General features: G+C 62.2%; 18 protein-coding genes. 7 read left to right on the forward strand and 11 right to left on the reverse strand.

What is annotated here, in order from left to right; translation table 11 throughout:
- Position 1: 1 nt before the first annotated feature.
- From QKD99_RS02415 to QKD99_RS02430, 4 genes are read left to right on the forward strand one after another with little or no spacing between them, the layout of a single operon-like run.
- A complete protein-coding gene (locus QKD99_RS02415) occupies positions 2-1042 on the forward strand; it encodes a DUF6779 domain-containing protein (RefSeq protein WP_239278243.1) in 1041 nt (346 codons plus the stop codon).
- The gene (locus tag QKD99_RS02420; RefSeq protein ID WP_284814453.1) at positions 1043-1717 is read left to right on the forward strand and encodes a hypothetical protein; all 675 of its coding nucleotides are present in this window, start codon (positions 1043-1045) and stop codon (positions 1715-1717) included.
- The gene (locus tag QKD99_RS02425) at positions 1714-2604 is read left to right on the forward strand and encodes a pantoate--beta-alanine ligase (protein ID WP_347950616.1); all 891 of its coding nucleotides are present in this window, start codon (positions 1714-1716) and stop codon (positions 2602-2604) included. The genes QKD99_RS02420 and QKD99_RS02425 overlap by 4 nt, the downstream gene beginning before the upstream one ends.
- Positions 2604-3224: a GNAT family N-acetyltransferase gene (locus tag QKD99_RS02430; RefSeq protein ID WP_347950617.1), complete on the forward strand. Its 621-nt coding sequence runs from the start codon at positions 2604-2606 to the stop codon at positions 3222-3224. The genes QKD99_RS02425 and QKD99_RS02430 overlap by 1 nt, the downstream gene beginning before the upstream one ends.
- A 12-nt stretch (positions 3225-3236) precedes the next feature.
- Here QKD99_RS02430 and QKD99_RS02435 read toward each other — a convergent pair whose 3' ends face one another.
- The 6 genes from QKD99_RS02435 to QKD99_RS02460 all read right to left on the reverse strand — a co-directional run bounded on the left by QKD99_RS02435 (position 3237) and on the right by QKD99_RS02460 (position 11113).
- The gene (locus QKD99_RS02435; RefSeq protein ID WP_347950618.1) at positions 3237-4538 is read right to left on the reverse strand and encodes a C1 family peptidase; all 1302 of its coding nucleotides are present in this window, start codon (positions 4536-4538) and stop codon (positions 3237-3239) included.
- Between the two features lie 13 nt (positions 4539-4551).
- A complete protein-coding gene (locus QKD99_RS02440; protein ID WP_347950619.1) occupies positions 4552-5850 on the reverse strand; it encodes a C1 family peptidase in 1299 nt (432 codons plus the stop codon).
- A 49-nt stretch (positions 5851-5899) separates the two neighbouring features.
- Entirely contained in the window at positions 5900-6841 is a 942-nt protein-coding gene (locus QKD99_RS02445) for an ArsA family ATPase (RefSeq protein WP_347950620.1), read from the reverse strand.
- On the reverse strand, positions 6832-7089 hold the full coding sequence (locus QKD99_RS02450; protein ID WP_198492073.1) for a cory-CC-star protein: 258 nt from the start codon (positions 7087-7089) through the stop codon (positions 6832-6834). The genes QKD99_RS02445 and QKD99_RS02450 overlap by 10 nt, the downstream gene beginning before the upstream one ends.
- On the reverse strand, positions 7073-8785 hold the full coding sequence (locus QKD99_RS02455) for a carbon starvation protein A (protein WP_347950621.1): 1713 nt from the start codon (positions 8783-8785) through the stop codon (positions 7073-7075). The genes QKD99_RS02450 and QKD99_RS02455 overlap by 17 nt, the downstream gene beginning before the upstream one ends.
- A gap of 225 nt (positions 8786-9010) precedes the next feature.
- A complete protein-coding gene (locus QKD99_RS02460; RefSeq protein WP_347950622.1) occupies positions 9011-11113 on the reverse strand; it encodes a PhoX family phosphatase in 2103 nt (700 codons plus the stop codon).
- A gap of 189 nt (positions 11114-11302) precedes the next feature.
- Here QKD99_RS02460 and lysS point away from each other — a divergent pair, with 189 nt between their 5' ends.
- Entirely contained in the window at positions 11303-12880 is a 1578-nt protein-coding gene (lysS, locus tag QKD99_RS02465) for a lysine--tRNA ligase (protein ID WP_005325682.1), read from the forward strand.
- 62 nt (positions 12881-12942) lie between these two features.
- On the opposite strand, the gene crtI is transcribed toward lysS, so the two are convergent.
- The 4 genes from crtI to QKD99_RS02485 form a co-directional block, all read right to left on the reverse strand.
- Entirely contained in the window at positions 12943-14472 is a 1530-nt protein-coding gene (gene crtI / locus QKD99_RS02470) for a phytoene desaturase family protein (protein ID WP_347950623.1), read from the reverse strand.
- 10 nt (positions 14473-14482) lie between these two features.
- The gene (locus QKD99_RS02475; RefSeq protein WP_347950624.1) at positions 14483-15358 is read right to left on the reverse strand and encodes a squalene/phytoene synthase family protein; all 876 of its coding nucleotides are present in this window, start codon (positions 15356-15358) and stop codon (positions 14483-14485) included.
- A gap of 35 nt (positions 15359-15393) precedes the next feature.
- Positions 15394-16026: an Abi family protein gene (locus QKD99_RS02480; protein WP_347950625.1), complete on the reverse strand. Its 633-nt coding sequence runs from the start codon at positions 16024-16026 to the stop codon at positions 15394-15396.
- 78 nt (positions 16027-16104) lie between these two features.
- A complete protein-coding gene (locus tag QKD99_RS02485; RefSeq protein WP_347950626.1) occupies positions 16105-17541 on the reverse strand; it encodes a GuaB1 family IMP dehydrogenase-related protein in 1437 nt (478 codons plus the stop codon).
- A 112-nt stretch (positions 17542-17653) separates the two neighbouring features.
- On the opposite strand from QKD99_RS02485, the gene QKD99_RS02490 reads away from it, so the two are divergent.
- Positions 17654-19075 (forward strand): MDR family MFS transporter, encoded by a 1422-nt coding sequence (locus tag QKD99_RS02490; RefSeq protein ID WP_347950627.1) that lies wholly within the window; start codon positions 17654-17656, stop codon positions 19073-19075.
- 55 nt (positions 19076-19130) lie between these two features.
- On the opposite strand, the gene QKD99_RS02495 is transcribed toward QKD99_RS02490, so the two are convergent.
- Positions 19131-20330, reverse strand: a complete 1200-nt coding sequence (locus QKD99_RS02495; protein WP_347950628.1) for a serine/threonine protein kinase — start codon at positions 20328-20330, stop codon at positions 19131-19133.
- A gap of 217 nt (positions 20331-20547) precedes the next feature.
- Here QKD99_RS02495 and QKD99_RS02500 point away from each other — a divergent pair, with 217 nt between their 5' ends.
- Positions 20548-23310 (forward strand): ATP-dependent Clp protease ATP-binding subunit, encoded by a 2763-nt coding sequence (locus QKD99_RS02500; protein WP_239278229.1) that lies wholly within the window; start codon positions 20548-20550, stop codon positions 23308-23310.
- The last annotated feature ends 35 nt before the right edge of the window (positions 23311-23345 follow it).

Here is a 23345-nt window from a genome sequence, read left to right on the forward strand (position 1 = left end):
CATGACTGAGCCGCGCTCTTCTTCTAGCAATACTTCCGCCAAGACGACCAAGCCGGACTTGGGCCAGATCGGCCTTATCGTCCTCGTGGTGCTGGCCGTGGTGGCCAGCATCGTCATGCTGATTTCCGGCTCTGCCGCCGCGCTCAAGATCGCCCTCATTGCAGCACTGTGGGCCGCCGTGCTTGGCTTCTTCCTGGTCATGCGCTACCGCCGCCAGGCCGAGGAATCCGTGACCAAGCTGGAGCTGCAGGAGCGCGCTCACCGCGCCGAGCTTAAGCAGGTCCGCGCAGCCGATGGCCAGCCGCTGCCAGACCAGGAGCTGCTGGATGAGATCCGCACCGAGCTGGCTGCCATCCGCAAGCAGATTGAGGATCTTTCCGGCCAGGACTTCACCTATGAACCGGCCGCCCTGCACGCCGAGGCGCGCCGCATCATGCAGCTCGAGGCCCAGACCGCGGCCGCTGCTCGCCCTGGCTCTGAGGAAGGCAATGTGGACTTCACCCAGTCCTCCTCCGGCGCCCCGTCCGCCGATGCCATCGCCGGCCGATTGGGCAATCAGCCGTCCGCGGCGCACACCGAGGCCAACCCGCTCAATGACATCATCAGCGAAAAGACCCGTGCGCAGCGCACCTCCGGTAAGACTTCTGGTGCCTCCACCTTCAATACTGGTGGCTTCCAGGCCGTGCGCTGGGATACCGGCGGCGATGATTCCCTGAAGAATGCCCGCACGTCCGCGGCCAGCGAGCACCACGGCAGCCACCGCAAGCCAGAGGCTGCCACCAAGGCCAATGATGAGACCCAGGACATTCCGCAGCAGGCGGCGCCGCAGCGCGACGAGCGCGCGGAGTATCCAGGCTCGGGTCAACATGTGGCTCCGGAATCGGCCGAACCAGTACGCCAGAAGGCAGCCCGCCCGCATCACCGTGCGGCTGAACCTCAGCCAGAGGAGCAGACACGCGGACGCCGTCGCAGCGACGATAAGCGCGAAGGCGCGGTATCCGTGGCCGAGCTGCTGGCCCAGGCGAAGAAGAAGGATAAATAAATGCGCCCGCCACGCATGCGGGTAGCCCTCTTCGGCCGGAGCCTGGCCGGCTTTACCTTGGCCAATGCCATGGAACGCGCCGGCCATGAGGTGCAGATGCTCTCGGACCCGGCCGAACTTGCCTCTTTTGAGGCCCTCATCATCGCCGTGGGCGATGCCCGCTTAGAAGCTACCGTGGAACTTCTTGAACCCCACGTCCACCACGGGCTTATCGTGTTCCACACCTGCCTCTCGCGCGGTGTCCAAGTGCTAGATCCGCTAGAAACCCGCGGGTGTGTTGTTGCGGCACTCGCCCCATTTGCACATATGCGCTGGGCCGTGACCACCCTAGACGAGCTGGGCGAGACTGTAGTGGAGCTCAATATCACCGAGTTCCGCGGCGAAGCCGTCGCGCTTTCCGATGCCGAACGTCCTTCCTTTGCCGCCCGTGCCTACTACGCCGAGATGCTGCGTCGCTTGCACATCTCTGCGGCGGTCGATGCTCGTTTCTTCCCCTCTGCAGAGGAAAAGCCCATGGTGGGTGAGGACATGGACACCGAAGAAATCATCGCCGCCTACCGCGGTGCCACCGACCCCGGCCTGCGCCGCAGCTACGTGGAGGTTGCCCGCCGCCTAGGTGAGGTAGACGGCCGCGAGGAGCTGGAAATGTGGGCCCTACAAGAGGAGAGCCGATGAGCCTAGAGCTGGGAAATGCCACCGTCATCAGTGAGATTGAGCGCATCCGCATGGTTGGCAGCGCCTTTCATAAGACTGGCCGTCCGGTGGCCTTCGTACCGCTGACCAACGGCGTGCACGCCGGCCATATCGCGCTGGTGCGCGCGGCCAAGCACATTCGCGGCGCGGTTACCGTCGTGGCCCTGCAGTCCCCGCACGAGGAGGATCTTGAGCTCCTGCGTGCCGAGGGCGTGGACATCGTGTGGGATTACTCGCCAGAGACCTTATGGCCGCATGGCCGCCGCATCGCCGTAGCTCCGGCCGACGCCGCGAGCGCCCTCGAGCCGGACCTCAGCGAAGATCTCTCGCTGTACCTTGCGCTCATTCTGGCGCTTTCGCCTACCGACGTCCTCCTCGGCGAAAAGGACTACGAGCTCCTCCTCGCCATCCACCACGCGGTTCAGGACTTCCACCTGGGTGTCCGCGTGCAGGGCGTGCCCGCCGTACGCATGCCCGATGGCGTGGTGATGAGCCTGCGCAATACTAATGTCCCGGCCGGATCCCGTGACCAAGCTGCGGCCCTTTCCGCCGCGCTGACCGCCGGCGCACATGCCGCCGAAGCCGGTGCGGAGAAGGTCCGCGAGGTTGCCACGGAAGTCCTGCGCGCAGCAGGCGTTGAACCCGATTACCTTGAGGTGCGCGGTCGCGACCTCGGCATGCCTCCCGAGGAGGGGGATGCCCGCTTGCTCGTTGCCGCGACAATCGGCGGCGTCCGCCTCATCGATAATGTGGGCCTGCCGCTGGGCATCGGCTTTAATAATATTGAAGAGCACGAAGCCAAGGCCGAGCTCGAGCGCGAGCAACAACGCGCGCAGGGTACCGCTTCCCAGCAGCCATCGGAGGACTAATGACCGATATCCAGATCCGCGACCTTGACCCGCGCGATGAGCCCAAGGCTATTTCTTTTGCCATCGAGGGCATGCACCTGCACTGGTTTGTCAAAAGCCGCCGCTTCGAGCGCGCCTATGGCCGCTACTTTTGGGACTTAGAGCGCGCCAAGGCCACCGATATCTTGGCTGCTTACGATGGCGACCGCTTCCTCGGCGTGCTGTTGGCCTCCATGAAGGGCAAGCCCGCGCTGCCGTATCCGTGGTGGCGCAAGGCGTTTGTCCGCGCGGTGGAAATCTTTAATAACCTGCGCCCGGGCGGCCACCGCGATGATTACGACGCCGCCAATCAGGACATGCTGCTCAAATACTTGGGCAAGCACCCCATTGATGGCGAAATCGGCTTCCTCGTCGCGGATCCCAATTCCGGCGTGAGCGGCGTGGGCACGGCGCTGCTCGAGGCCTTCGAAGCCCGGCACGAGGGAAAGAATCTCTACTTGTTTACCGATGACGGCTGCACCTACCAGTTCTATGACAGCCGCGGTTTCACTCAGGTGGGCGAGCGCACCATCACGGTCAACGAGGACCGCGACTTGGTGTGCATGCTCTATGTGCGCCGCCTTGGCACGCCGCAGTCTTAGCGTGCCGCAGGCTTAACGCGCCAACGCTCCCATCGGATCCCAGGCCGGCAGGGTGGTCACGGATTCGGACTGCAACGCCGCTTGGTATTGTTCCGGCAGGCGGGAGGGGTGCACGGCGATTTCGAAGACGAACTCGTCGAACCAGTCATCGGCCATGGTCCAAAAGCCCTTATCGGCCTTCTTCGGGCCCCAGGAATTCTCCACACGCCAGCGATTGACGGTGCCGTCGTCTGCGATATCGGCGCCGGTAAAGACCATCGCGTGGGTCATGAGGGACTCGTGCAAGCGCAAACGCTGCGCCTTGTCCAGATCCATCTCCACGCCGTAGAAGGCCTCATAATCGTGCAGGTGCTTGGCCCACACGCCGTGCTCATCATCGGATTGCTGGTCGGTATCGCAGCCGAACCAGACCGGCTGGCCGTCCTCGATGGAGGCACGCGCGGCATCGCGCAGCACCTCCACAGGCGCGTTCAAATAGGTCACGCGCTTTCCAGCCACGTTGCCCAGATACTCCACGGTGTAGAGCTCGCCGTAGGCATTGCGCGGGTCGTTGACCACGCACACGTACTCGCCTAGGTCCGCCGGCAGGAATTCCTGGGCAAACTCCTGTGGGGTATAGGTGCCCGCGCGGTGGAACTCATCGTCCTTATCGCGGTACTGCCACACAAACTCCTCGGGCGGCAGGCCAAGGTTGGCGGTGAGGATACGGTAGACGTCGGCAAGCGCCTGCTCATGCGCGCCCTCTTCGCCGCGGCGGATGCGGTGGGCGGCGCGGCGCAGCACGGTTTGCAGATTGTGGTTAAGCATCGCCGTGGCCTCGGAAGACGCGGTCTCCGGCATGGCGTATTGCGGCACCACGCCGTACTTTTCCACTAGGGCGACGAACATGGACCATTGGCCGCCGTCATCGATGGGATCATCCATGAGCTTGGTCACCGTGCGGTCCGTAATCTCGCGGTCCTTGAGCTCAGCCATGGCGGTGAGGAACCAATTGGCCTTTTCCAGCTTGTCAAAGAAGTAAATATAGGTCTGGGAGAGCTCAAAGTCCTTGAGCTTGGCCTTGTCCATGAGCCCGCCGCGCAGGGAATTGAGGCCGGCAAAAATCCAGCAGCGGCCCGATGCCTTCTGGTCGGCCACGCCCCAGGAATCTAGCTTATGGCTGGTTACCGGGGTAAGGGTGCGCAATTGCTCACGGTCGAGGCTGAGCTTGTCGACGCCCTCCTGGGCCACCCCATTGCGTACCAGGCGCAGCGTGGCATCGCTGGTGAGCTCGGCATTGGCGGCATGAACCTCGTTCGGGTTAATCTCTGTCATTTCTCGATTCTCCTTAGTTCATCCGGTCCCAGAGGGGAAGCTCAATCGGTTCGGTGGCAAGAGCCTGGGCCAGCTCGTCGCTCAGGTGCTCCTTGCGGACGGCGATGTGGAAGACGTTCTGGTCAAACCAGGCATCGGCCATCGTGGCAAAGCCCTTTCCGGGCACATCCTCGCCGTCGTCCTTGCGCGGCGGCTTAGAACCCCAGGAATTTTCCACGCGCCAGGCGCGGTCACCATCGACGCCGGTGAGCACCATCGCGTGGGTGGGCGCGGTCTCGCCGGAGGTAAAACGCTCCTCCTTGCTCATGGAGGAATCGATGCCGTAGAGGCCATCGGTATTCACCAATCCCTCGTCCCATACGCCGTTGAGGAAGGAGAACTGGCGGTTGACATCGCAGCTAAACCACACCGGCTCGCCGGCAGCCAGGCTGCGCTTGGCAGTTTCCTTCAGCTCGGCCGCGCTGACGTTGAGGTACTCCTGCGGTGCGCCGCCCAGCACATTGGTCTCCTCGGCGCTACTAAAGAGGCGATGCTTGGGGTTGGTGGAGCGGGGGTCATCGGCCAACACCACGTACTCGTCTAGGTGCGGTAGGTACTTATCCGCAAACTCTCGCGGGGTGGAGTGCAGGCGCACGAATTGCTCGTCCTTGGTGCGATACGCCCAGGTAAATTCCTGCGGCGGGGTGCCCAGGTGGATGGCCAGGATACGGTGGATATCCTTGCGCGCCTGGGCGAGGATTTCTTCGCGCGGTCCGTCCTGTGCGGCGGCGCGGCGCACCACCGTGGCGAGATCGCGGTTCATCTCCGCGGTATTGCCAGACGAGCGCACCTCTGGCATGACCTCGGCAGGAACGGCGCCGTACTTGGCTACGAGGTTGCTAAAGAAGCACCACCAGCCGCCATCGGCCCCCGCGTGGTCGAGCACCGCGGCGACGGTGCGCTCGTCCCAGCCGGCGTCCTTCTTATCCAGCAGCTGGTTGAGCACCAGGTTGGCGCGCTCCAGCTTGTCAAAGTACTGCAGGTAGGTGAAGGAGAACTCGAAGTCATCTACATTGAGCTCCTTGGCCGCGCGGTGACGGAAGACGTTCAGCGCCGCAAACATCCAGCAACGGCCCGAGCGCTTTTGGTCCGATACGCCCAAGCTATCCAGCTTGACCTCGGTGGTGGGGTAGAGGGAGGTAATGCGGTCGCGGTCTAGGGCCGCCTTGGCCGCCCCGACGTTGGTGATGGCGTTGCGCGCGATGCGCAGCCGGGAATCGGCCGCGGCCTCCTCGCGCAAGTGGGATAGGTATTCGTTGGTGAGCAAAGTCATAGTTTCGGTTTTAGCAGACCCGAGCCCACAGCGGCGCGGGCGGGTGGAGCTAGAGATAGGCCGCCAGCTTGCCGACGGCCTCTGGAGTCCCCACTTCCTCCGGCAACCACGGAACCTCGCGCACCGGGGTATCGGGCAGCTGGGCGCGTAGGAGTGCGAGTGCCTCATCCTCGGCGGCGCGCCGGGCGGCTAAGAACTCGCCTTGGTCGGCCGGGGTGCGCCGGTTAACCAGCATGGATCCCACCCGCACACCGTTGCTCGTGAGGTCCGCATGAAACTCGGCAGATTCCAGCACGGGCAGGCGCTCGGCGGTGAGCACGATATGGAACACGGTGCGCGGGGAGGCAAGCGCGGTGCGCAGCTGGGCAAAGCGCTCGCGGCGCTGGAAAAGCGTGGCGCGAATTTCCTGATTGCGCCGGTCCACCGGGTCATTATCCGCGCCGCTTCCTTGCGACATTCCGCGCACCAGCGAGCCGAATTTATCGGATTTCTCGCGCCGGGAGAGTAACCCATCGGTATAAGCGGCCATGATCTCCGGCAGGGCCATCAGCCGCGAAGTGTGCCCAGAGGGAGCGGTATCGAAGACGAGGTAATCAAAGTCGGATTCCTCCACTACGAGCGCCGCTATGCGCTCCAATAGCGCCGCCTCCTGCGTGCCGGGAGATTGCCGGGCTAGGTCGAGGTGCTTTTTCACCTCACCGTGCAGGTGTTCGGGCATAAAGCGGCGCATCGAGTTCCCTACCTGCGCTAGGTGTTGCTCGGTCGCGCGCGCCGGGTCGATCTCGATGGCGGACAGGGTAGGGGTGAGGCCTGAGGGGGCGTCGCCAAGCGAGGCGCCAAAAATATGCCCCAGGTTATGCGCCGGGTCCGTGGACACCAGGCAGACGCGGTGATTGCGGGACAGGCGCAGCGCGGTAGCGGTGGCCAGGGTGGTTTTGCCCACCCCGCCCTTGCCGCCAAAGAACATGATGGGTGCGGTTTCTAACAACATTGAATATTCTCCAGCGGGGATTTATCCATTCCCATGCGGGTATGCCAGGCGTGGAAATCCTCATAGACCAACGGCAAAAGCTCCAGGGTGTAGTAGCTGGCGGGGTTGGGGATGCCGAGCGCCTCCGAGGCAACCAGCATCAAGAAGAGATCGTCTTCCTGCTGCTGGGCCTTGGCAAAGCTGGCGCGATACGGGGCCTGGTAGTACTCATTGAGCCCGGCCGCAAGTGCCTTAAGCTTGTCGAGCATGCTCGGGCAGTGGGGCGTCAAGGTCATCATCGGACCACTCCAGCGGGGTCTCCTTGCGGGCGCGGGAAATGGCGCCAACGGCTTCCACAATGACCCAGATGGCGGCAACTACGATGATGACGTCCATGCAAAATAGCAGCCAGTTCTGGCTGGTAAATAGGGACTTCAGCTGGAGCAGTGCGGCCCACAGTGACATGGCGGTAACGAAGATGAGCGGGATGACCACCGGCCACGTTCGGCGGCGCAGGTGGGTAAGGATGACCACCACGATGGCCAAGGAAAGGCCCGCCATGAGCTGGTTGGTGGTGCCGAATAGTGGCCAGATGGTCATGCCGCCGGAGCCATCCGCGCCGGCAGAGAAGGTCAGGCCGAAGGCCAAGCCCACCGCGATGACGGTGGCGGCCAGGGCCTTGATACGCACACCCATGATCTCGCCAATTTCTTGCACCACTAGGCGCTGCAGGCGCACGCCCGAGTCCATGGTGGTGGCGGCGAAGAGGACGGCCATGGTGGCCAAGATGGTGCCGGAGAGGGACGTGGGAATCCCCATGCCCTCATTCATGAGTGCGCCGCCGCCTTGCACGAAGGCCTCCACGCCGCCGGCATTCCACTCGGAGTAGATTTCTTCCCACTGCTGCAGGGACTTAAAGCCCGCGGTGGTGGCGATGATGGTGCCCAGCGCGAGCAAGCCCTCGCCCACGGCGCCGAAGTACCCCACAAAGCGCACGTCAGTTTCCTTATCCACCTGCTTGGACGAGGTGCCGGAGGCCACGACACCGTGGAAGCCGGAGATAGCGCCGCAGGCGATGGTGACAAAGAGTAGCGGGAAGATGCCCGGGGTACCGTCCGGCACGTTGTCGCGCAGCGCCGGTGCGGCAAGCGAAGGGCGGGTAATAAGGAAGGAGCCGTACAAGATGGCCAGGCCCACAAAGAGCTGGAGGCCGTTGACGTAGTCGCGCGGCTGCAGCAACACCCATACCGGCAGCATCGAAGCGATGAAGGCGTAGATGAATAACAAGATGATCCACACGCCGTTGGCGGGAATGCCCAGGACCGTATCTGGTAGGACCACAGGCACGCGGTCACCGATGATCATCAACGCGTAGAGCGCGACAACGCCCACGATGGAGACCAGCGGCAGGTTCCAATTCAGGCGGTAGATGGCCTGGCCGATAAGCAACGCGACGACGATGGCGCCCCACGTGGGGATAACGGCCGTAGGCGTGGAGACCAGCAGGTTCGAAATGACCACGGCGAAGGCCGCATTCACCATCAACAGCAGCAGGAAGATGACGATGAGGAAGAGGTTGCGCCCGCGCTTGCCAATGTAGCGCCCGGACAAAGTGCCGATGGACTGGCCCTTGTGGCGCTGCGACGCCCACAGCGCACCCAAATCGTGTATGCCGGCAAAGAAGACGGTGCCGAGGGTGACCCAGAGAAACGCCGGAACCCAGCCCCAGATGACGGCTACGGCCGGACCAATGATGGGCGCGGCGCCCGCCACGGACGTGAAGTGGTGGCCCCACAGGACGTATTTATTGGTGGGCACAAAGTCCACGCCGTCTTCCATGGTGTGGGCCGGGGTGGAGTAGTTCGGGGATAGCCGGAAAATGCTCTTTCCTAGGACCTTGGAATAGAGCAGATAGCCGGCGCCCATCATCGCAATGCCGATGATGGCGAGGACAAGAGAGTTCATGGTGTGCGTCTCCTCATGGGCGGTCAGGTGGCGTGTCTCACACGTGCGGTTAGTATGCCATAACTCACATAGGTATTAGCCCGTGGGGGAGACCGGCGGGTGGATTTATATTTGGAAGGCGCAGGCGGCGCAGTACCTCATGCTGCCGGCAGGAAAACAACAGCGCGGCCCCAGTTCCAGTGGAGGAACGAGGGCCGCGCGGTGGGTGCTTAAACCAGGTGGTGCTTACTTCTTATCGACGCCGATGTTGCCGTCCTTCTTCCACACCACAACCACTGCAGGGCGAGGGGTGGACTTGCCGCCCTCTGGCCAGTGGGAGGTCTGCTTTTCGAAGGTGGCGTCATCGGTCTCGCCTGGGTGCTGGACGTTGACCATCACCCGCTCATCGGTGACGATGGGGCCGCAGGTCTCGGCGCCCGCCGGAACCGTCAGGAAGCACTTGAGCTCACCTCGGGTATCGCCCTCAGTGGTCACGGCGTAGAGGCCATCGTTGGACTCAAGGGCGTTGCCGTCGGTGGAGATCCACAGGTTGCCGTGGCTATCGAAGGCCAGGTTATCCGGGCAGGAAATTGGGGAGACCTTCTCCTTATCAAAGCCACCAAAGTAGGTATTTGCTTCCTTCGGGTCACCACAGACTAGGAAGAGGTTCCAGGTGAACTTCTCGCCAGCGTGGTCATCTTCAATCTCCATGACCAGGCCGTTCTTGTTCTCCTTGATAGGAGCCCACTCCATCGGCTCTTCCTTGTTCTTCTTGGCATTCTCGCCGGTAGCGCCGCGGTACTTATTGTTGGTCAGGGCCACGTAGACCTTCTCGGAGTCCGGGTGAACCTGCATATCCTCCGGGCGGTCCATCTTGGTGGCGCCCACCTTATCGGCAGCCTCACGGGTGTAGACGGCAACCTCTTCGGCAGACATGCCATCAACGTGAGACTCGAACTTGTTGTTCTCCGTATCGGAGGTCAGCAGCTTGATCCATTCGCCCTTGCCATCAAAGGCGCCATCCTCTGGCAGCACGCCGGAGCCGTCAATCTCGTCCTCTGGGGAGTTGCCCTCTACCTTGGCCACGTACAGGGTGCCGTGGTCCAGGATGGTGAGGTTGTGCTCGATGTCGCCTTCTTTGTACTTCTTGGTGGAGATGAACTTGTAGATGTACTCGAAGCGGGAGTCATCGCCGGAGTAGCACACGACGGTGCCGTCGGATGCGATGTGGATGTTGCCGGCCTCGTGCTTGAAGCGTCCCAGCGCGGTGTGCTTGATCGGGGTGGACTTCGGGTCCAGTGGGTTGATCTCTACGATCCAGCCAAAGCGGTTTGGCTCGTTCGGCTCCTTGGAGACGTCGAAGCGCTTATCAAAGCGCTCCCACTTGCGCTGGGATTCGCCATCTTCCATGCCGAAGCGCTCGAGGGATTCCTGCGCCTTCTTGTCATCCAGGTTGGCGTGAGCGAAGTACTGGTCAAAGTTCTCCTCGCCGGAGAGCATGGTGTTCCACGGGGTGATGCCGCCGGAGCAGTTATTCAGGGTGCCCTTGACCTTCTTGCCGGTCTTATCGGCGGAGGTCTTGACGTAGTCGGAGCCGGCAGCTGGGCCCACCAGGGTGAATTCGGTGGTGGCGGTGATGCGGCGGTTGAGCGGGCCGAACTCGCGCTTGAGTTCACCGGTATCGCCTACCTTGGACACCTCCACGATGGAGTGGCCGTGGCCAGCCCAGCCGATCTTGGCCTGCTCCTCGGTGGGGTTATCCGCATCGTAGTTGGGGAACATCTGCGGCTCGGTGGTGTACTCGTGGGAGCAGACGTAGATAAGGCGGTTGTCATCGTTCGGGTGCTCGATAAGGCCCGCAAAGTCATTGTTGAAGCCGAACTGCTTTTCTGCTGCCTCGGCGGTCTGGTTCTTGTCATCGAATTCCGGCGCGTCCTCAAACAGCGGGTCGCCCCAGGCAATGAGGACGGACTGCTCGTAGCCATCCGGGATGACCACTTCGTCCTTCTCGTTTGGCTGTACTGGGTCGAACTTCATGCCCTCTGCGGAGGTGAGCTCAACGTTCGCCTCAGAGGTTTTGCCGCCCTTGCCCTCGGAGGAAGAAGCCTCATTAGACGCATCATCCGGGTTGGAGCAGGCCGCCAAAGCAGCGCCGCCGCCAACGGTTACGACGGACAGGCTACCCGCACGCAGCGCGGTACGGCGGGAGAATTGGTCAGCAAAGTACGGGTTATTGGACTTGTTCTCGCACTCGCCAAAGCAAGCATTACCGCACTTGTAGGTGCAGGTCAGGCTGGAACGAGAGGAGGCAAAGAGACTAGAGAGAAGGTTGCGGCCTTTAAGCGCCATTATTACTGCTCCAAATGGGTTGAAAATATTGTTTAGACACGGGGACAGCCATATATATAAGGGGATCTCAGTAACTGTGCGTTGGCGCGGAGGTGACGGTTAAGTGAATTATGCGTAAATCTTTTCCGGGGTGAGGGTGGCGTGGGCTAAATCGCGTGCTGCGGTGGGGATCGACTACCCTAGGCTAACGTGAGCGAGCAGAAGAATAATGAAGTAAACGATGTCCCTGAGCAGCTGCGCATCCGCCGCGAGAAGCGCGATCGCCTGCTGGAATCCGGCGTAGAGGCCTACCCGGTCACCGTTGAGCGCACCATCTCTTTGAAGGATTTGCGCCACGATTTCCGCGTAGTGGCCGAGGGTGAAGAGCCGGGCACGGAAGAAGGCGTGACCTACCTGGCCCCAGGCGAGGAAACCGAGGTAACCCACGCCATTGCCGGCCGCCTTATCTTTATGCGCAATACCGGCAAGCTGTGCTTTGCCACCCTGCAGGATGGCGATGGCACCCAGGTGCAGGCCATGCTTTCCCTAGCGGAGGTGGGCAAGGAGCGCCTCGACGCGTGGAAGTCCGATGTTGACTTGGGCGATTTCATCTCCGTGCGCGGCCGCGTAATTTCCTCCCGCCGCGGCGAGCTGTCCATCATGGTCTCCGAGTGGACCATGGCCGCTAAGTCCCTGCGCCCGTTGCCGGTGTCCTTTGCCGATATGGCAGAAGATACCCGTGTGCGCCAGCGCTATAATGACCTCATTATCCGCGAAGAGGCCCGCAAGAACGCCATGATCCGCGTGAAGGTCATGCGCGCGCTGCGTAACTACCTGGAAAGCCAGGATTTCGTTGAAATCGAGACCCCGATGCTGCAGACCCTGCACGGTGGCGCGGCCGCTCGCCCGTTTATCACCCACTCCAATGCGCTGGATATTGACCTCTACCTGCGCATTGCGCCGGAGCTGTACTTGAAGCGTGCCGTCGTCGGTGGTATTGACCGCGTCTTCGAAATCAACCGTAACTTCCGCAATGAGGGCGTGGACCGCTCCCACTCGCCGGAGTTCGCCATGCTCGAGACCTACGCTGCATGGGGCGACTACGACGATTGCGCCCGCATGACGCGCGAGTCCATCCAGGCCGTAGCGCGCGACGTCTTTGGATCGACCACCGTCACCTTGGCAGATGGCACCGAGTTCGATTTCGGCGGCGAAGAGTGGCCCGAAATCGAGATGTACCCCTCCCTCAATGAGGCCCTACAGCGCAAGTTCCCAGGCCAGCCGGAGGTCACCATCGATACCGACGTCGAAACGCTCAAGGGCATTGCCGACGTCATCGGCCTTGACGTCCCCAAGGACGGCGGCTGGGGCCACGGCAAGTTGGTGGAGGAAATCTGGGAGGTCCTGTGTGAGGACCAGCTGGAAGGTCCCATCTTTGTCAAGAACTTCCCGGTTGAGACCTCCCCGCTGACCCGTCAGCACCGTTCCAAGCCGGGCGTGACCGAGAAGTGGGATCTCTACGTCCGCGGCTTCGAGCTGGCAACCGGCTACTCCGAGCTGGTGGACCCGGTTATCCAGCGCGAGCGTTTTGAGGATCAGGCCCGCCTGGCCGCCGGTGGCGATGACGAGGCCATGGTGCTGGACGAGGACTTCCTTGCTGCAATGGAGCAGGGCATGCCTCCTACGGCCGGCACCGGCATGGGCATGGACCGCCTGTTGATGGCCCTGACCGGCTTGGGGATCCGCGAAACTGTGCTTTTCCCGCTGGTTAAGCCGGAACAGAAGTAGCCGCCCAGCGGCCAATCGCTAGCCGTCAGCCCACGTGGCTGGCGGCTTTTGCCGTGCCTGGGCTAGTGCGAAAGTGGCCCTGCGGATTTATCGCCGCGCAGGCGCTTAATAATGTTTTCGGCCGAAATCAGACACATCGGCACGCCCACGCCCGGCACGGTGGTGGCTCCTGCGTAATAGAGTCCATCGACCTTGCGCGAGGCATTACGCCCGCGCAAAAACGCCGATTGCCGCAGCGTGTGCGCGGGCCCAATAGAACCGGCCGACCAAGCATGGTAGCGCTCGGCAAAATCGGCAGGGCCGAGCGTGCGCTTGACGACGACCCTGTCTACCAAATCCGGCACCCCAGCCGTGGCTGCAATGTGGTTAAGGGCGGCGTCGGCAATCGCGGCAACGCGCTCGGATTCCTCTGCGTGGTAGGCATTGCCGAACCCGGGCGCCTCCGCGGCCGGCACCGGCACCAGAATGAAGAGGTTTTCGTGGCCTGCGGGCGCTACGTTCGGGTCGGTGGCTGAGGTCTTGGACACGTAGATGGACTCCGAGGCCCCCAACGGCCGGGAAGGCTCCGGACCGGAATAGACGGCGCGGAAATCCGGATCCCAATCCTGGCTAAAAAGCAGCGTATGGTGTGCTAGTTCTGGCAGCTCGCCCTTCACCCCGGCCAAAACAAGCACGGTGCCCAGGCCCGGATTGCGCCGACCCCAATAGCGCTCTGGGTAGGTGCGCAGCTGTGGAGGCAATAACTGGGTCTCGGTATGGTGCACGTCCGCCGCCGAGACCACGATATCGGCGTGGATGGCGCCCTTATTCGTGCGCACGCCCGTGACCTGCCGGTTGGCAACCTTAATGGAGGTCACCTCCTCGCCCAAGCGGAAGGTGGCGCCAAACTTCCGTGCCTGCCGGTAGATGGCCTGGACCACGGCCGCGAAGCCACCCTGCGGGTAGCGCACGCCCTCCACCAGGTCGGTGTGGCTCATTAAGGAATACAGTGCCGGTGCGGCGGCCGGCTCGGAGGACAAAAAGACCGCCGGGTAACTTAAGATTTGGCGCAGGCGGGCATCAGAAAACGTTCGGCCCACGTACTGCTTTAGGTTTACCGTCAGCAGAGCCATGAGGCGCGAAATCCGGGTGCGGATATCGCGGTGCACCAGGTTCAGCGGCGCGGAGAAGGTGGTGTAAAGGAAGTGCTTAAGCGCCATCTCATAGGTATCGCTGGCCTGCGCCAAGTACGCGCGGACTTTCTCCCCCGCGCCGGGCTCGAGTGACTCGAAAAGCGCGGTGACTTCCTCGATGCCGGAGCGCACATCCACCGGCGCATCGCCATGAAAGACGCGGTAGGCGGGGGAGAGGTCGACCAAGTCCAGCTCCGCCTCGGTGGAGGTGCCGCACAGCGCAAAGAAGTGATCGAATGCCTCGGGCATGAGGTACCAGGACGGTCCGGTATCCCAGCGGAAGCCGGCCTCCGCAAAGCTGCCGGCGCGCCCTCCTACCTCATCCAGCGAGTCCACGACGGTGACCTCGTAGCCCTCGCGGCCGAGCAAAGCGGCGGTGGCGAGTCCGGCGATGCCGGCTCCAATGACGACGGCGTGCATGATGTTCTCCTTAGTTTTCGCCCGTAGCCGAGGTCTGGCTGCTGCAACCGCGACGGCGCACCGCGCGGGCCGCGAGCCAAGCCTTGGTGTGGTTCGGCACGGATACCCGTGTAGTGGCAAGCGCCGTAGCCGGAGTGGCGGCAAGGCGATTGGTGAGCTCAGTAAAGATATCCGCCGCCGCGCTCACCCCCACCCGTGCAGAGGCCGGCAGCAAGTTGATGGTGAGCGCAGCGGTGGCGAGCTCCCGGCGGATCTCTGCGATAAGCGCGGACTTGGTGGCCTCATCAATTCGTCCCGATGGGGCCTGCTGAAAATAGGTGCGACCTAAAGTTGAGCTGTCTTCGCCTAGGTCACGAAGGAAATTAATCTTCTGAAAGGCTGACCCTAGAGCGCGGGCACCGCGCTCCATCGCGGCGCGGTCGGCGGGGGAGACGTCCTCTTCGGCCAAGAAAATTTGCAGGCACAATAACCCAATGACTTCCGCTGAGCCGTAGATATAGTCTTGCAGTTCCGATGGGGAGTACTCGCGCTGGGTGAGATCCGCACGCATGGAGCTAAAGAAGGCAGCAAGGTACTCGCGGTGGAAGCCGCAGCGGCGAGCCGTGATGGCATAAGCGTGCACTATCGGGTCCGTGTGCAGTCGCTGTCGCGGTGCGGCCAAGATGGTCTGCTCGTAGGCATCCAGCGCGGCGGCGGGGTCAGTGTGGGCTTGGGTTGCGGTGCCGTCGACAAGCTCGTCTGCAATGCGCACCACCGCGTACAGGTGGCGGATATCGGCGCGCACCCGCCCGCGCAAAAGCCGCGTGGCCAGGGAGAAACTGGTGGAGTACTGCCCCATAACCTGCGCGGCCGCGCGGGAGGCCGCTTGGTCATAGCGAGTCAACATATCTGTCAACGTAGCACGTGCTGAGCGGAGGGCTTCTAGGGACGCTGGCTTCTTAGCACTCGAACTCTTGACTGTTCGAGTATCCAGGAGGCCGCTTCCGGGGAGATCCAGGAACAAACTTTGTGAAGTGCTGTTGATATGTTGTCCAATTCCTTCTCTTCCATGCCGCGGCAGTCCCTAATGATGGGTTCATGGTGGGCTGCCCTGTTTCGAAAGGTGTAAATGATTTGTACTTGAGCCTCGAAATCCTTTCGGGAAACCCGTGAGGAAAAGGTGGAGTGAAGGCATGGCCATATCGTCGTCTGATAAGTCGTGGTCAACAGGTATCGCCAGAAATCAAAATTTAATTCTGCGATTACCTTTCCTGTGTTCCGATTCTTATTGAAATTGGTGCGTCTCTGGGCTTTTGTTATTGCATTCTTGGATTGGGAAGTGAAAGGAATTTTTGGGGAGTCAAACCACTCGGGGCTGTACTTGGCCGAGAGTGCTGTGTCTATGTGGTTCCTCAGAAGTACCTCAGCGTGCTGAATATCTTCTAGGAATGCCTTCGAGACGCGGGTGTTCCATAGATAAAGAGCCGCCGGGTCAGGATGATCGAGAAACCTTTTCATTCTGGGAGCTGAAAACCATTCAATTAGCTGGCGTTGGGTAGCTGATTGAGGCGTCATGGCTCCCATGGTAGTGTCGCATTTGAAAGCCCCAGAGCGATCCCTGCAGGCCATCTGCACATCACTGGGGTTATTGTTTTAGCGGTTCGTGGCCCGTGGCTGCCCCTCGGCAAAGCCGGCGGCGGACTGCACGCCCACGGTGGCGCGTTCGCGGAAGGCGGCTAGGGAATCGGCACCGGCGTAGGTACACGAGGAACGCACGCCAGAGACAATCCGGTCCACCAGGTGCTCCACGCCGCCGTGCTCGGGGTCGAGGTAGATGCGAGAGGTAGAAATGCCCTCTTCGAACATCTCGCGGCGGGCGCGCTCAAAGGCCTCGGTATCGGAATTGCGGCCGCGCACCGCCCGGCGCGACGCCATACCGAAGGATTCTTTATAAAAGGCGCCGTCGGCATCCTTGTGCAGGTCACCTGGGGATTCAAAGGTGCCGGCGAACCAGGAGCCGATCATGACATTGGAGGCACCCGCGGCAAGTGCGAGGGCGACATCGCGCGGGTCGCGCACGCCGCCGTCGGCCCAAACATGGGCGCCAACCTCGCGGGCGGCTGCAGCACACTCTAGGACGGCCGAGAACTGCGGGCGGCCCACGCCAGTCTGCATGCGGGTGGTGCACATCGCGCCCGGACCCACACCGACCTTGATAATGTCCGCGCCGGCCGCGGCCAGCTCGCGCACACCCTCGCCCGTGACGATATTGCCGGCGGCAATGGGAAGTCCCAGATCCAGCGCCTTAACCTTGCTCAGCGCGGTGAGCATGCTTTCCTGATGTCCGTGTGCAGTATCGATGACGAGGACATCAGCACCGGCCTCCGCTAGGGCACGGGCGCGACCTTCCACGTCACCGTTGATGCCCACCGCAGCACCGATGTGTAAGCGGCCTTGCTTGTCGACGCCCGGCCTATACATCTTTGCCCTTACCGCACCCTTCCTCGTGAGGATTCCAGCCAAGGTGCCATCCGGGTTGACCACCGGGGCTAGCTTGCGGGAGGTCTTGCGCAGCTTGGTAAAGGCCTCCTGTGGGTCAATACCCACCGGCAGCGTGACCAAGTCGGTGGTCATCAATTGGCCAACGGCGGTGAAGTTATCCTGTCCGCGCAGGTCCTTCGGCGTGATGATGCCGATGGGCATGTCCCCCTCGACCACGATGGCGGCACCATGGGCGCGCTTGTGCAAAAGGTTGCTGGTATAGCCCACGGTGTGGTGCGGCTTGACGGTAATTGGGGTGTCATAGACCAAGTCCGCCGCCTTCACAGAGGCGATGGTTTCTGCGGCCGCGTCTAAGGAGAGGTCCTGTGGCAGGATGGTTAGCCCGCCGCGCCGGGCGATGGTCTCGGCCATGCGGCGCCCGGCCACGGCGGTCATATTGGCCACGATGAGCGGGATGGTATTTCCGGTGCCGTCCTCAGTGGTGAGGTCTACCGACTGGCGCGAGCCCACCTCGGAGTGGCTCGGGACCATAAATACGTCGGAGTAGGTCAATTCGTACGGCGGATGGGCATCGTTGAGAAAACGCACTGGGGTGTACCTCGCTTTAGGCTCGGGTGGCGCGGTCTCACCGCGCGGATGAAGACACTAAAATTATACTCCTCGACTTTCCCCGCACCCGCGGCCTCAGTATCCTGTCTGGGTGTCTCAGAAACCAGATCCCCACATTTCCGCAGAGGTAAAAATCAACCTCACCATCCTCGTCCTCGGCGCGATGGTGATGATCCTGAACGAGACCGCCCTGTCGGTGGCGCTGCCCACCATCATGGCGGACTTTGGCATCCCCGCGACCTCCGCCCAGTGGCTGCTTACCGGTTTCCTCCTCACCATGGGCGTGGTTATCCCAACCACCGGCTTTCTGATGGATAAGTTCACCACCCGGCAGATCTTCTTGGCCTCGTCGGGCGTTTTTCTTGCCGGTACGGTGTTGGCGGCGCTCGCCCCGGCCTTCGGCGTGCTGCTGGTGGGCCGCGTATTCCAGGCGGCCGGCACCGCCTTGATGATCCCCACCCTGATGACGGTGGCGATGACCCTCGTCCCGCCGCAGCGCCGCGGCAGTGTCATGGGCATTATCTCCGTGGTCATTTCCGTGGCCCCAGCACTCGGACCCACGGTAGGTGGCTTCGTGTTGGGCATGTCTAGCTGGCACGTCATCTTCTGGACCATGGTGCCGCTGCTTGGCCTCATCTGCGCCGCCGGCTATTTCCGACTGGTCAACGTGGGAGATAAGCGCGATACCCCGCTGGACTTCCCGTCTGTCGTCCTGTCCGTCATCGCCTTTGGCGGATTGGTCTACGCCGTATCGTCCCTGGAAAACATGCTGGAGGGCGATGGCCTCGTAGACATCGTCGTTCTCATCGTCGGCCTCGTGGCCCTGGCGCTTTTCACCCGCCGCCAGCTGCGCCTGGCCAAGGACAATCGCGCTCTTTTGGACATGCGCCCGTTTAAGGTTCCCAACTTCACCGTGGCGGTACTAGGCATGCTGCTCATGTTTGGGCTATTGCTCGGCGTGGTCAATATCCTGCCCATCTACCTGCAGACCTCCCTGGCGGTAAGCTCGCTGGTCACCGGGCTCGTCGTCATGCCTGGCGGCTTGCTCCAAGGCGGCATCTCGCCGATGGTCGGCCGCCTCTATGACATCCACGGGCCCCGCCCACTCATGATCCCCGGCGCCCTGCTCCTAGCCGCGGGCACGTGGCTGATGACCCTGCTCAACGAGGACAGTGCGGTATGGATGGTCATTGGCATGCATATCCTTTTTGCCCTGGGCATTGCGCTTATGATGACGCCGCTGATGACGACGTCCCTGGCCTCCCTGCCAGACGAGCTCTACTCGCACGGCTCCGCCATCCTCAATACCCTGCAGCAGCTGGCGGGCGCGGCTGGCACTGCCTTCCTGATGACCTTCCTGACCCGTGGCACCAAGTCCGGTGCGGCCCAAGGTATGAACGAGGCCGCCGCCACGGCTCACGGCGCGCACTGGGCCTTCCTTTTTGCCGGCGTGCTTTCGCTGGTGGTCGTTGTGCTGGCCCCGTTCCTCAAGCGCGTACCCTCCGGGGAATAGGCACGAGGACAAAATAAAGGCCCGCACCAGCGGGCCTTAAACTTTAGGGCGCGAGCTAAGAGGCGCACAGCGGCAGGTTCAGCCGCTCCTCTTCAGCCTTATCGCCCCACACCAGGAATGCGGACTGGGTGCCTTCCACGGCCATTACGTAGGTCGGAACATCCGCGGTGGTCTCAAAGCTTTGGATGGTGCATTGGTCATTGGAAAGCTCGACCGGTTCGGCGTCGGGAAGCATGGCATCGCGCTCCTCCACGCTGGGGTAGTAGGTCACGATGTAGTTGAACCCATCGCCCACGCAGGAAATCTTGGCCTCCTGGCCAGGCTCCGGCTCGCGCGAGGAGCACTTAGCCCCATCGAAGCCGTCCTGGCCGCTGCGGGAGCCCACCAAGTCCGGATACGCATCCGCGAGGTTCTGCTCCTTATCATTCCAGCTGGGGTAGGACAGGAAGAACCACAGCGCGGCCGCAGCAGCAATCGCGGCCACCGCCAGCACCGTGATGAGCGCAATGAGCCCGCCCTTGCCCTTCTTTTTCGGGGCGGGTGCCAGCGGTTGCTGCGGCTGCGCCATGGGCTGGCCCATCGGTTGCGGCTGTTGCGGCGGGGCAAACTGCTGCTGCGGGCGCGGCTCAGGCTCCTGCACGCGCGGAATCTGCGCGGTATCGAAATCGCGCTGCGGGCGCAGGTGCTCCACCACATCCTTGGCGCTCTCTGCCGTGCCAGTGGGCTTATACTCCGGGCACTTGCGGGCCACAAGCTCTTCAAACGCCGCTACCGCATCGCCGTGCTCTTCGCCGGACGGACCGGCCGCAGCCAGCACCGAAACCTGGCGTTGCTTATCGACGCCCACCCGGGCCTCTCTTAGCCCATGCACCGCAAAGTCTGCCCGGCCGCGGGAAATTAGGAAGTCCACCGCACCCGCCAGCGGACCAAAGACGTCGGCGGCCTCTTCGCGGCTGAGATTATTGGGCAGCTCAGAAAGCTGGGTTCCGGAAGTCCCTTCGCGCACGATGAATTCCTGCCCGTCCGCGGTGGTGCCCGTGCCCACCAGCGGCGCGATGGCTGGGTGGCGCAACCCATGCAGTGCCGTGGACTTGTCCACCACTCCGGTAATTTCCGGCGCGAAGATTTCCACGCTCAGCTGCTGGTGCGTGCTTCCATCTTCGACCACAAAGAGGGTAGACGATGGCGCCTCATCCAACACGGCCAATTCGTGCAGGTTGTGCTGGGTGGCAAAGAACTCAGGAAGCTGGGGCACGGTCGCGACGTCCTTAAATAGTGGGGAGGGGCAGGGAACAAAAACGATTCTAGATTACATGCCCATGCCCCTGTTCGCTACCGGCGTACACCCGTGTGAGCTGCGAATATGGTGGATTCTGGCGGTATTGCGGGCATCTGGGAACAAAACCGGAAATTATCGGCGGACTGCCGCGTTAGAGTGGGTATCACATTAGAAGCGAAAGTATAGGGGAATCATGTTCGAGAGGTTTACCGATCGTGCTCGCCGCGTCATCGTTTTGGCGCAGGAAGAGGCACGCATGCTTAACCACAATTACATCGGCACCGAGCACATCCTGCTCGGCCTTATCCATGAGGGCGAAGGCGTGGCCGCCAAGGCGCTGGAATCCATGGGTATCTCCCTGGAGGATGTCCGCCGCGAGGTCGAGGAAATCATTGGCCAGGGTAGCCAGCCACACACCGGCCACATCCCCTTTACCCCACGCGCCAAGAAGGTCTTGGAGCTTTCCCTGCGCGAAGGCCTGCAGATGGGACACAAGTACATCGGTACTGAGTTCTTGCTATTGGGTCTCATTCGCGAGGGCGACGGCGTTGCCGCCCAGGTGCTGACCAAGCTCGGCGCCGACCTGCCGCGCGTGCGCCAGCAGGTTATCCAGCTGCTGTCCGGTTATGAGGGCGGCCAGCAGGAGGGCGGTTCCTCCAACGGCCAGGGCTCCGGTCCGGTCGGCGCAGGCGCAGGTGCCGGCGCGGGCGGCCGTGGTGGCTCCGGCGGTTCCGGCGAGCGTTCCAATTCCCTGGTGCTCGACCAGTTCGGCCGCAACCTCACCCAGGCCGCGAAGGACGGTAAGCTCGATCCGGTCGTTGGCCGTGAGTCCGAGGTAGAGCGCATCATGCAGGTGCTGTCTCGCCGTACGAAGAATAACCCGGTCCTTATCGGTGAGCCGGGTGTTGGTAAGACCGCCGTCGTTGAGGGCCTGGCGCTCGACATCGTCAACGGCAAGGTTCCGGAGACCCTCAAGGATAAGCAGCTTTACTCGCTCGACTTGGGCTCCCTGGTTGCCGGCTCCCGTTACCGCGGTGACTTTGAGGAACGCCTGAAGAAGGTGCTCAAGGAGATTAACCAGCGCGGCGACATCATCTTGTTCATCGATGAGATCCACACCCTGGTTGGTGCTGGTGCTGCTGAAGGCGCCATCGATGCTGCCTCGCTGCTCAAGCCGAAGCTGGCTCGTGGCGAGCTGCAGACCATCGGTGCTACGACCCTTGAGGAATACCGCAAGCACATCGAAAAGGATGCCGCGCTGGAGCGCCGCTTCCAGCCGGTCAAGGTGGATGAGCCTTCCCTGGATGACACCTTCTTGATCCTGAAGGGCCTGCGCGATAAGTACGAGGCGCACCACCGCGTGTCCTACACCGATGAGGCGTTGCATGCTGCAGCTTCCCTCTCAGATCGCTACATCAATGATCGTTTCTTGCCGGATAAGGCCGTTGACCTCCTCGATGAGGCTGGCGCCCGCATGCGTATCAAGCGCATGACCGCGCCGAAGGGCCTGCGCGAGGTCGATGACCGTATCGCTGAGGTACGCAAGGAAAAGGAAGCGGCCATCGATGCCCAGGACTTTGAGAAGGCAGCCGGCCTGCGCGATAAGGAGCGCAAGCTGGGCGAGGAGCGCGCGGAGAAGGAAAAGCAGTGGCGCTCCGGTGACCTGGAGGAAATCGCCGAGGTGGGCGAGGACCAGATCGCCGAGGTTCTGGCGCACTGGACCGGCATCCCTGTACTGAAGCTGACGGAGAAGGAATCCAACCGCCTGCTCAACATGGAAGAGGAGCTGCACAAGCGCATCATTGGCCAGGACGAGGCGGTCAAGTCCGTCTCCCGCGCCATCCGCCGCACCCGTGCAGGCCTCAAGGATCCGCGCCGTCCGTCCGGTTCCTTCATCTTCGCCGGCCCGTCCGGTGTGGGTAAGACCGAGCTGTCGAAGTCCCTGGCTAACTTCCTCTTCGGTTCGGATGATGACCTCATCCAGATCGACATGGGTGAGTTCCACGATCGCTTCACCGCCTCCCGTCTCTTCGGTGCACCTCCGGGATATGTCGGCTACGAAGAGGGTGGCCAGCTGACCGAGAAGGTTCGCCGTAAGCCGTTCTCCGTTGTGCTTTTCGATGAGATCGAGAAGGCCCACAAGGAGATTTACAACACCCTCCTGCAGGTGCTGGAAGATGGCCGCCTTACTGACGGCCAGGGTCGCGTCGTCGACTTCAAGAACACCGTTCTCATCTTCACCTCGAACCTGGGCACCCAGGACATCTCGAAGCCGGTGGGCTTGGGCTTTACCGGCTCCTCCGAGAACGATGCGGATGCTCAGTACGACCGGATGAAGCAGAAGGTCAACGACGAGCTGAAGAAACACTTCCGCCCAGAGTTCTTGAACCGTATCGATGACATCGTCGTCTTCCACCAGCTCACCCAGGAGCAGATTGTGGAGATGGTCGAGCTGCTCATTGGCCGCGTGGCCAAGCAGCTGGATGAGCGCGATATGGGCATTGAGCTCACGCAGAAGGCCAAGGACCTGCTGGCTAAGCGCGGCTTCGACCCAGTATTGGGTGCTCGTCCGCTGCGCCGCACCATTCAGCGCGAGATCGAGGATCAGCTCTCTGAGAAGATCCTCTTCGGCGAAATCGGCGCCGGCGAAATCATCACCGTCGACGTCGAGGGCTGGGACGGCGAGTCCAAGGACAACACGGGTGCGAAGTTCACCTTCAGCCCGCGCCCGAAGCCTCTGCCGGAGGATACCGAGGAGCCGCAGCTTGACGACGCCGAGGTGCGCGAGAATGACGCCGACTCCACCGATGCCGGCGAGCCCGACACCATCACTCCGGACGTTCCGGGCGATGGCGGCTCCACCGCCGCCGGAACCGACCTAGAGTCCGGCTCTGGTTCCGACTCCGATGACGACGGCCACAACCCGCCGCCAGCAGGCGCCGGCCAGCCGATGTAATTCGGTCCAACGATTAAAGCCACCCAACACTTCGC

Source organism: Corynebacterium sp. c3Ub_189, assembly GCF_039907195.1.
GTDB lineage: Bacteria > Actinomycetota > Actinomycetes > Mycobacteriales > Mycobacteriaceae > Corynebacterium.

Bases quoted from the DNA above. Each gene is read 5' to 3' on its own strand.
- QKD99_RS02475 (WP_347950624.1), bottom strand. From the start codon at position 15,358: ATGTTGACTCGCTATGACCAAGCGGCCTCCCGCGCGGCCGCGCAGGTT.
- QKD99_RS02420 (WP_284814453.1), top strand. From the start codon at position 1,043: ATGCGCCCGCCACGCATGCGGGTAGCCCTCTTCGGCCGGAGCCTGGCC.
- QKD99_RS02455 (WP_347950621.1), bottom strand. From the start codon at position 8,785: ATGAACTCTCTTGTCCTCGCCATCATCGGCATTGCGATGATGGGCGCC.
- QKD99_RS02425 (WP_347950616.1), top strand. From the start codon at position 1,714: ATGAGCCTAGAGCTGGGAAATGCCACCGTCATCAGTGAGATTGAGCGC.
- QKD99_RS02450 (WP_198492073.1), bottom strand. From the start codon at position 7,089: ATGCTCGACAAGCTTAAGGCACTTGCGGCCGGGCTCAATGAGTACTAC.
- QKD99_RS02460 (WP_347950622.1), bottom strand. From the start codon at position 11,113: ATGGCGCTTAAAGGCCGCAACCTTCTCTCTAGTCTCTTTGCCTCCTCT.
- QKD99_RS02415 (WP_239278243.1), top strand. From the start codon at position 2: ATGACTGAGCCGCGCTCTTCTTCTAGCAATACTTCCGCCAAGACGACC.
- QKD99_RS02430 (WP_347950617.1), top strand. From the start codon at position 2,604: ATGACCGATATCCAGATCCGCGACCTTGACCCGCGCGATGAGCCCAAG.
- crtI (WP_347950623.1), bottom strand. From the start codon at position 14,472: ATGCACGCCGTCGTCATTGGAGCCGGCATCGCCGGACTCGCCACCGCC.
- QKD99_RS02480 (WP_347950625.1), bottom strand. From the start codon at position 16,026: ATGACGCCTCAATCAGCTACCCAACGCCAGCTAATTGAATGGTTTTCA.
- QKD99_RS02435 (WP_347950618.1), bottom strand. From the start codon at position 4,538: ATGACAGAGATTAACCCGAACGAGGTTCATGCCGCCAATGCCGAGCTC.
- QKD99_RS02440 (WP_347950619.1), bottom strand. From the start codon at position 5,850: ATGACTTTGCTCACCAACGAATACCTATCCCACTTGCGCGAGGAGGCC.
- QKD99_RS02500 (WP_239278229.1), top strand. From the start codon at position 20,548: ATGTTCGAGAGGTTTACCGATCGTGCTCGCCGCGTCATCGTTTTGGCG.
- QKD99_RS02445 (WP_347950620.1), bottom strand. From the start codon at position 6,841: ATGTTGTTAGAAACCGCACCCATCATGTTCTTTGGCGGCAAGGGCGGG.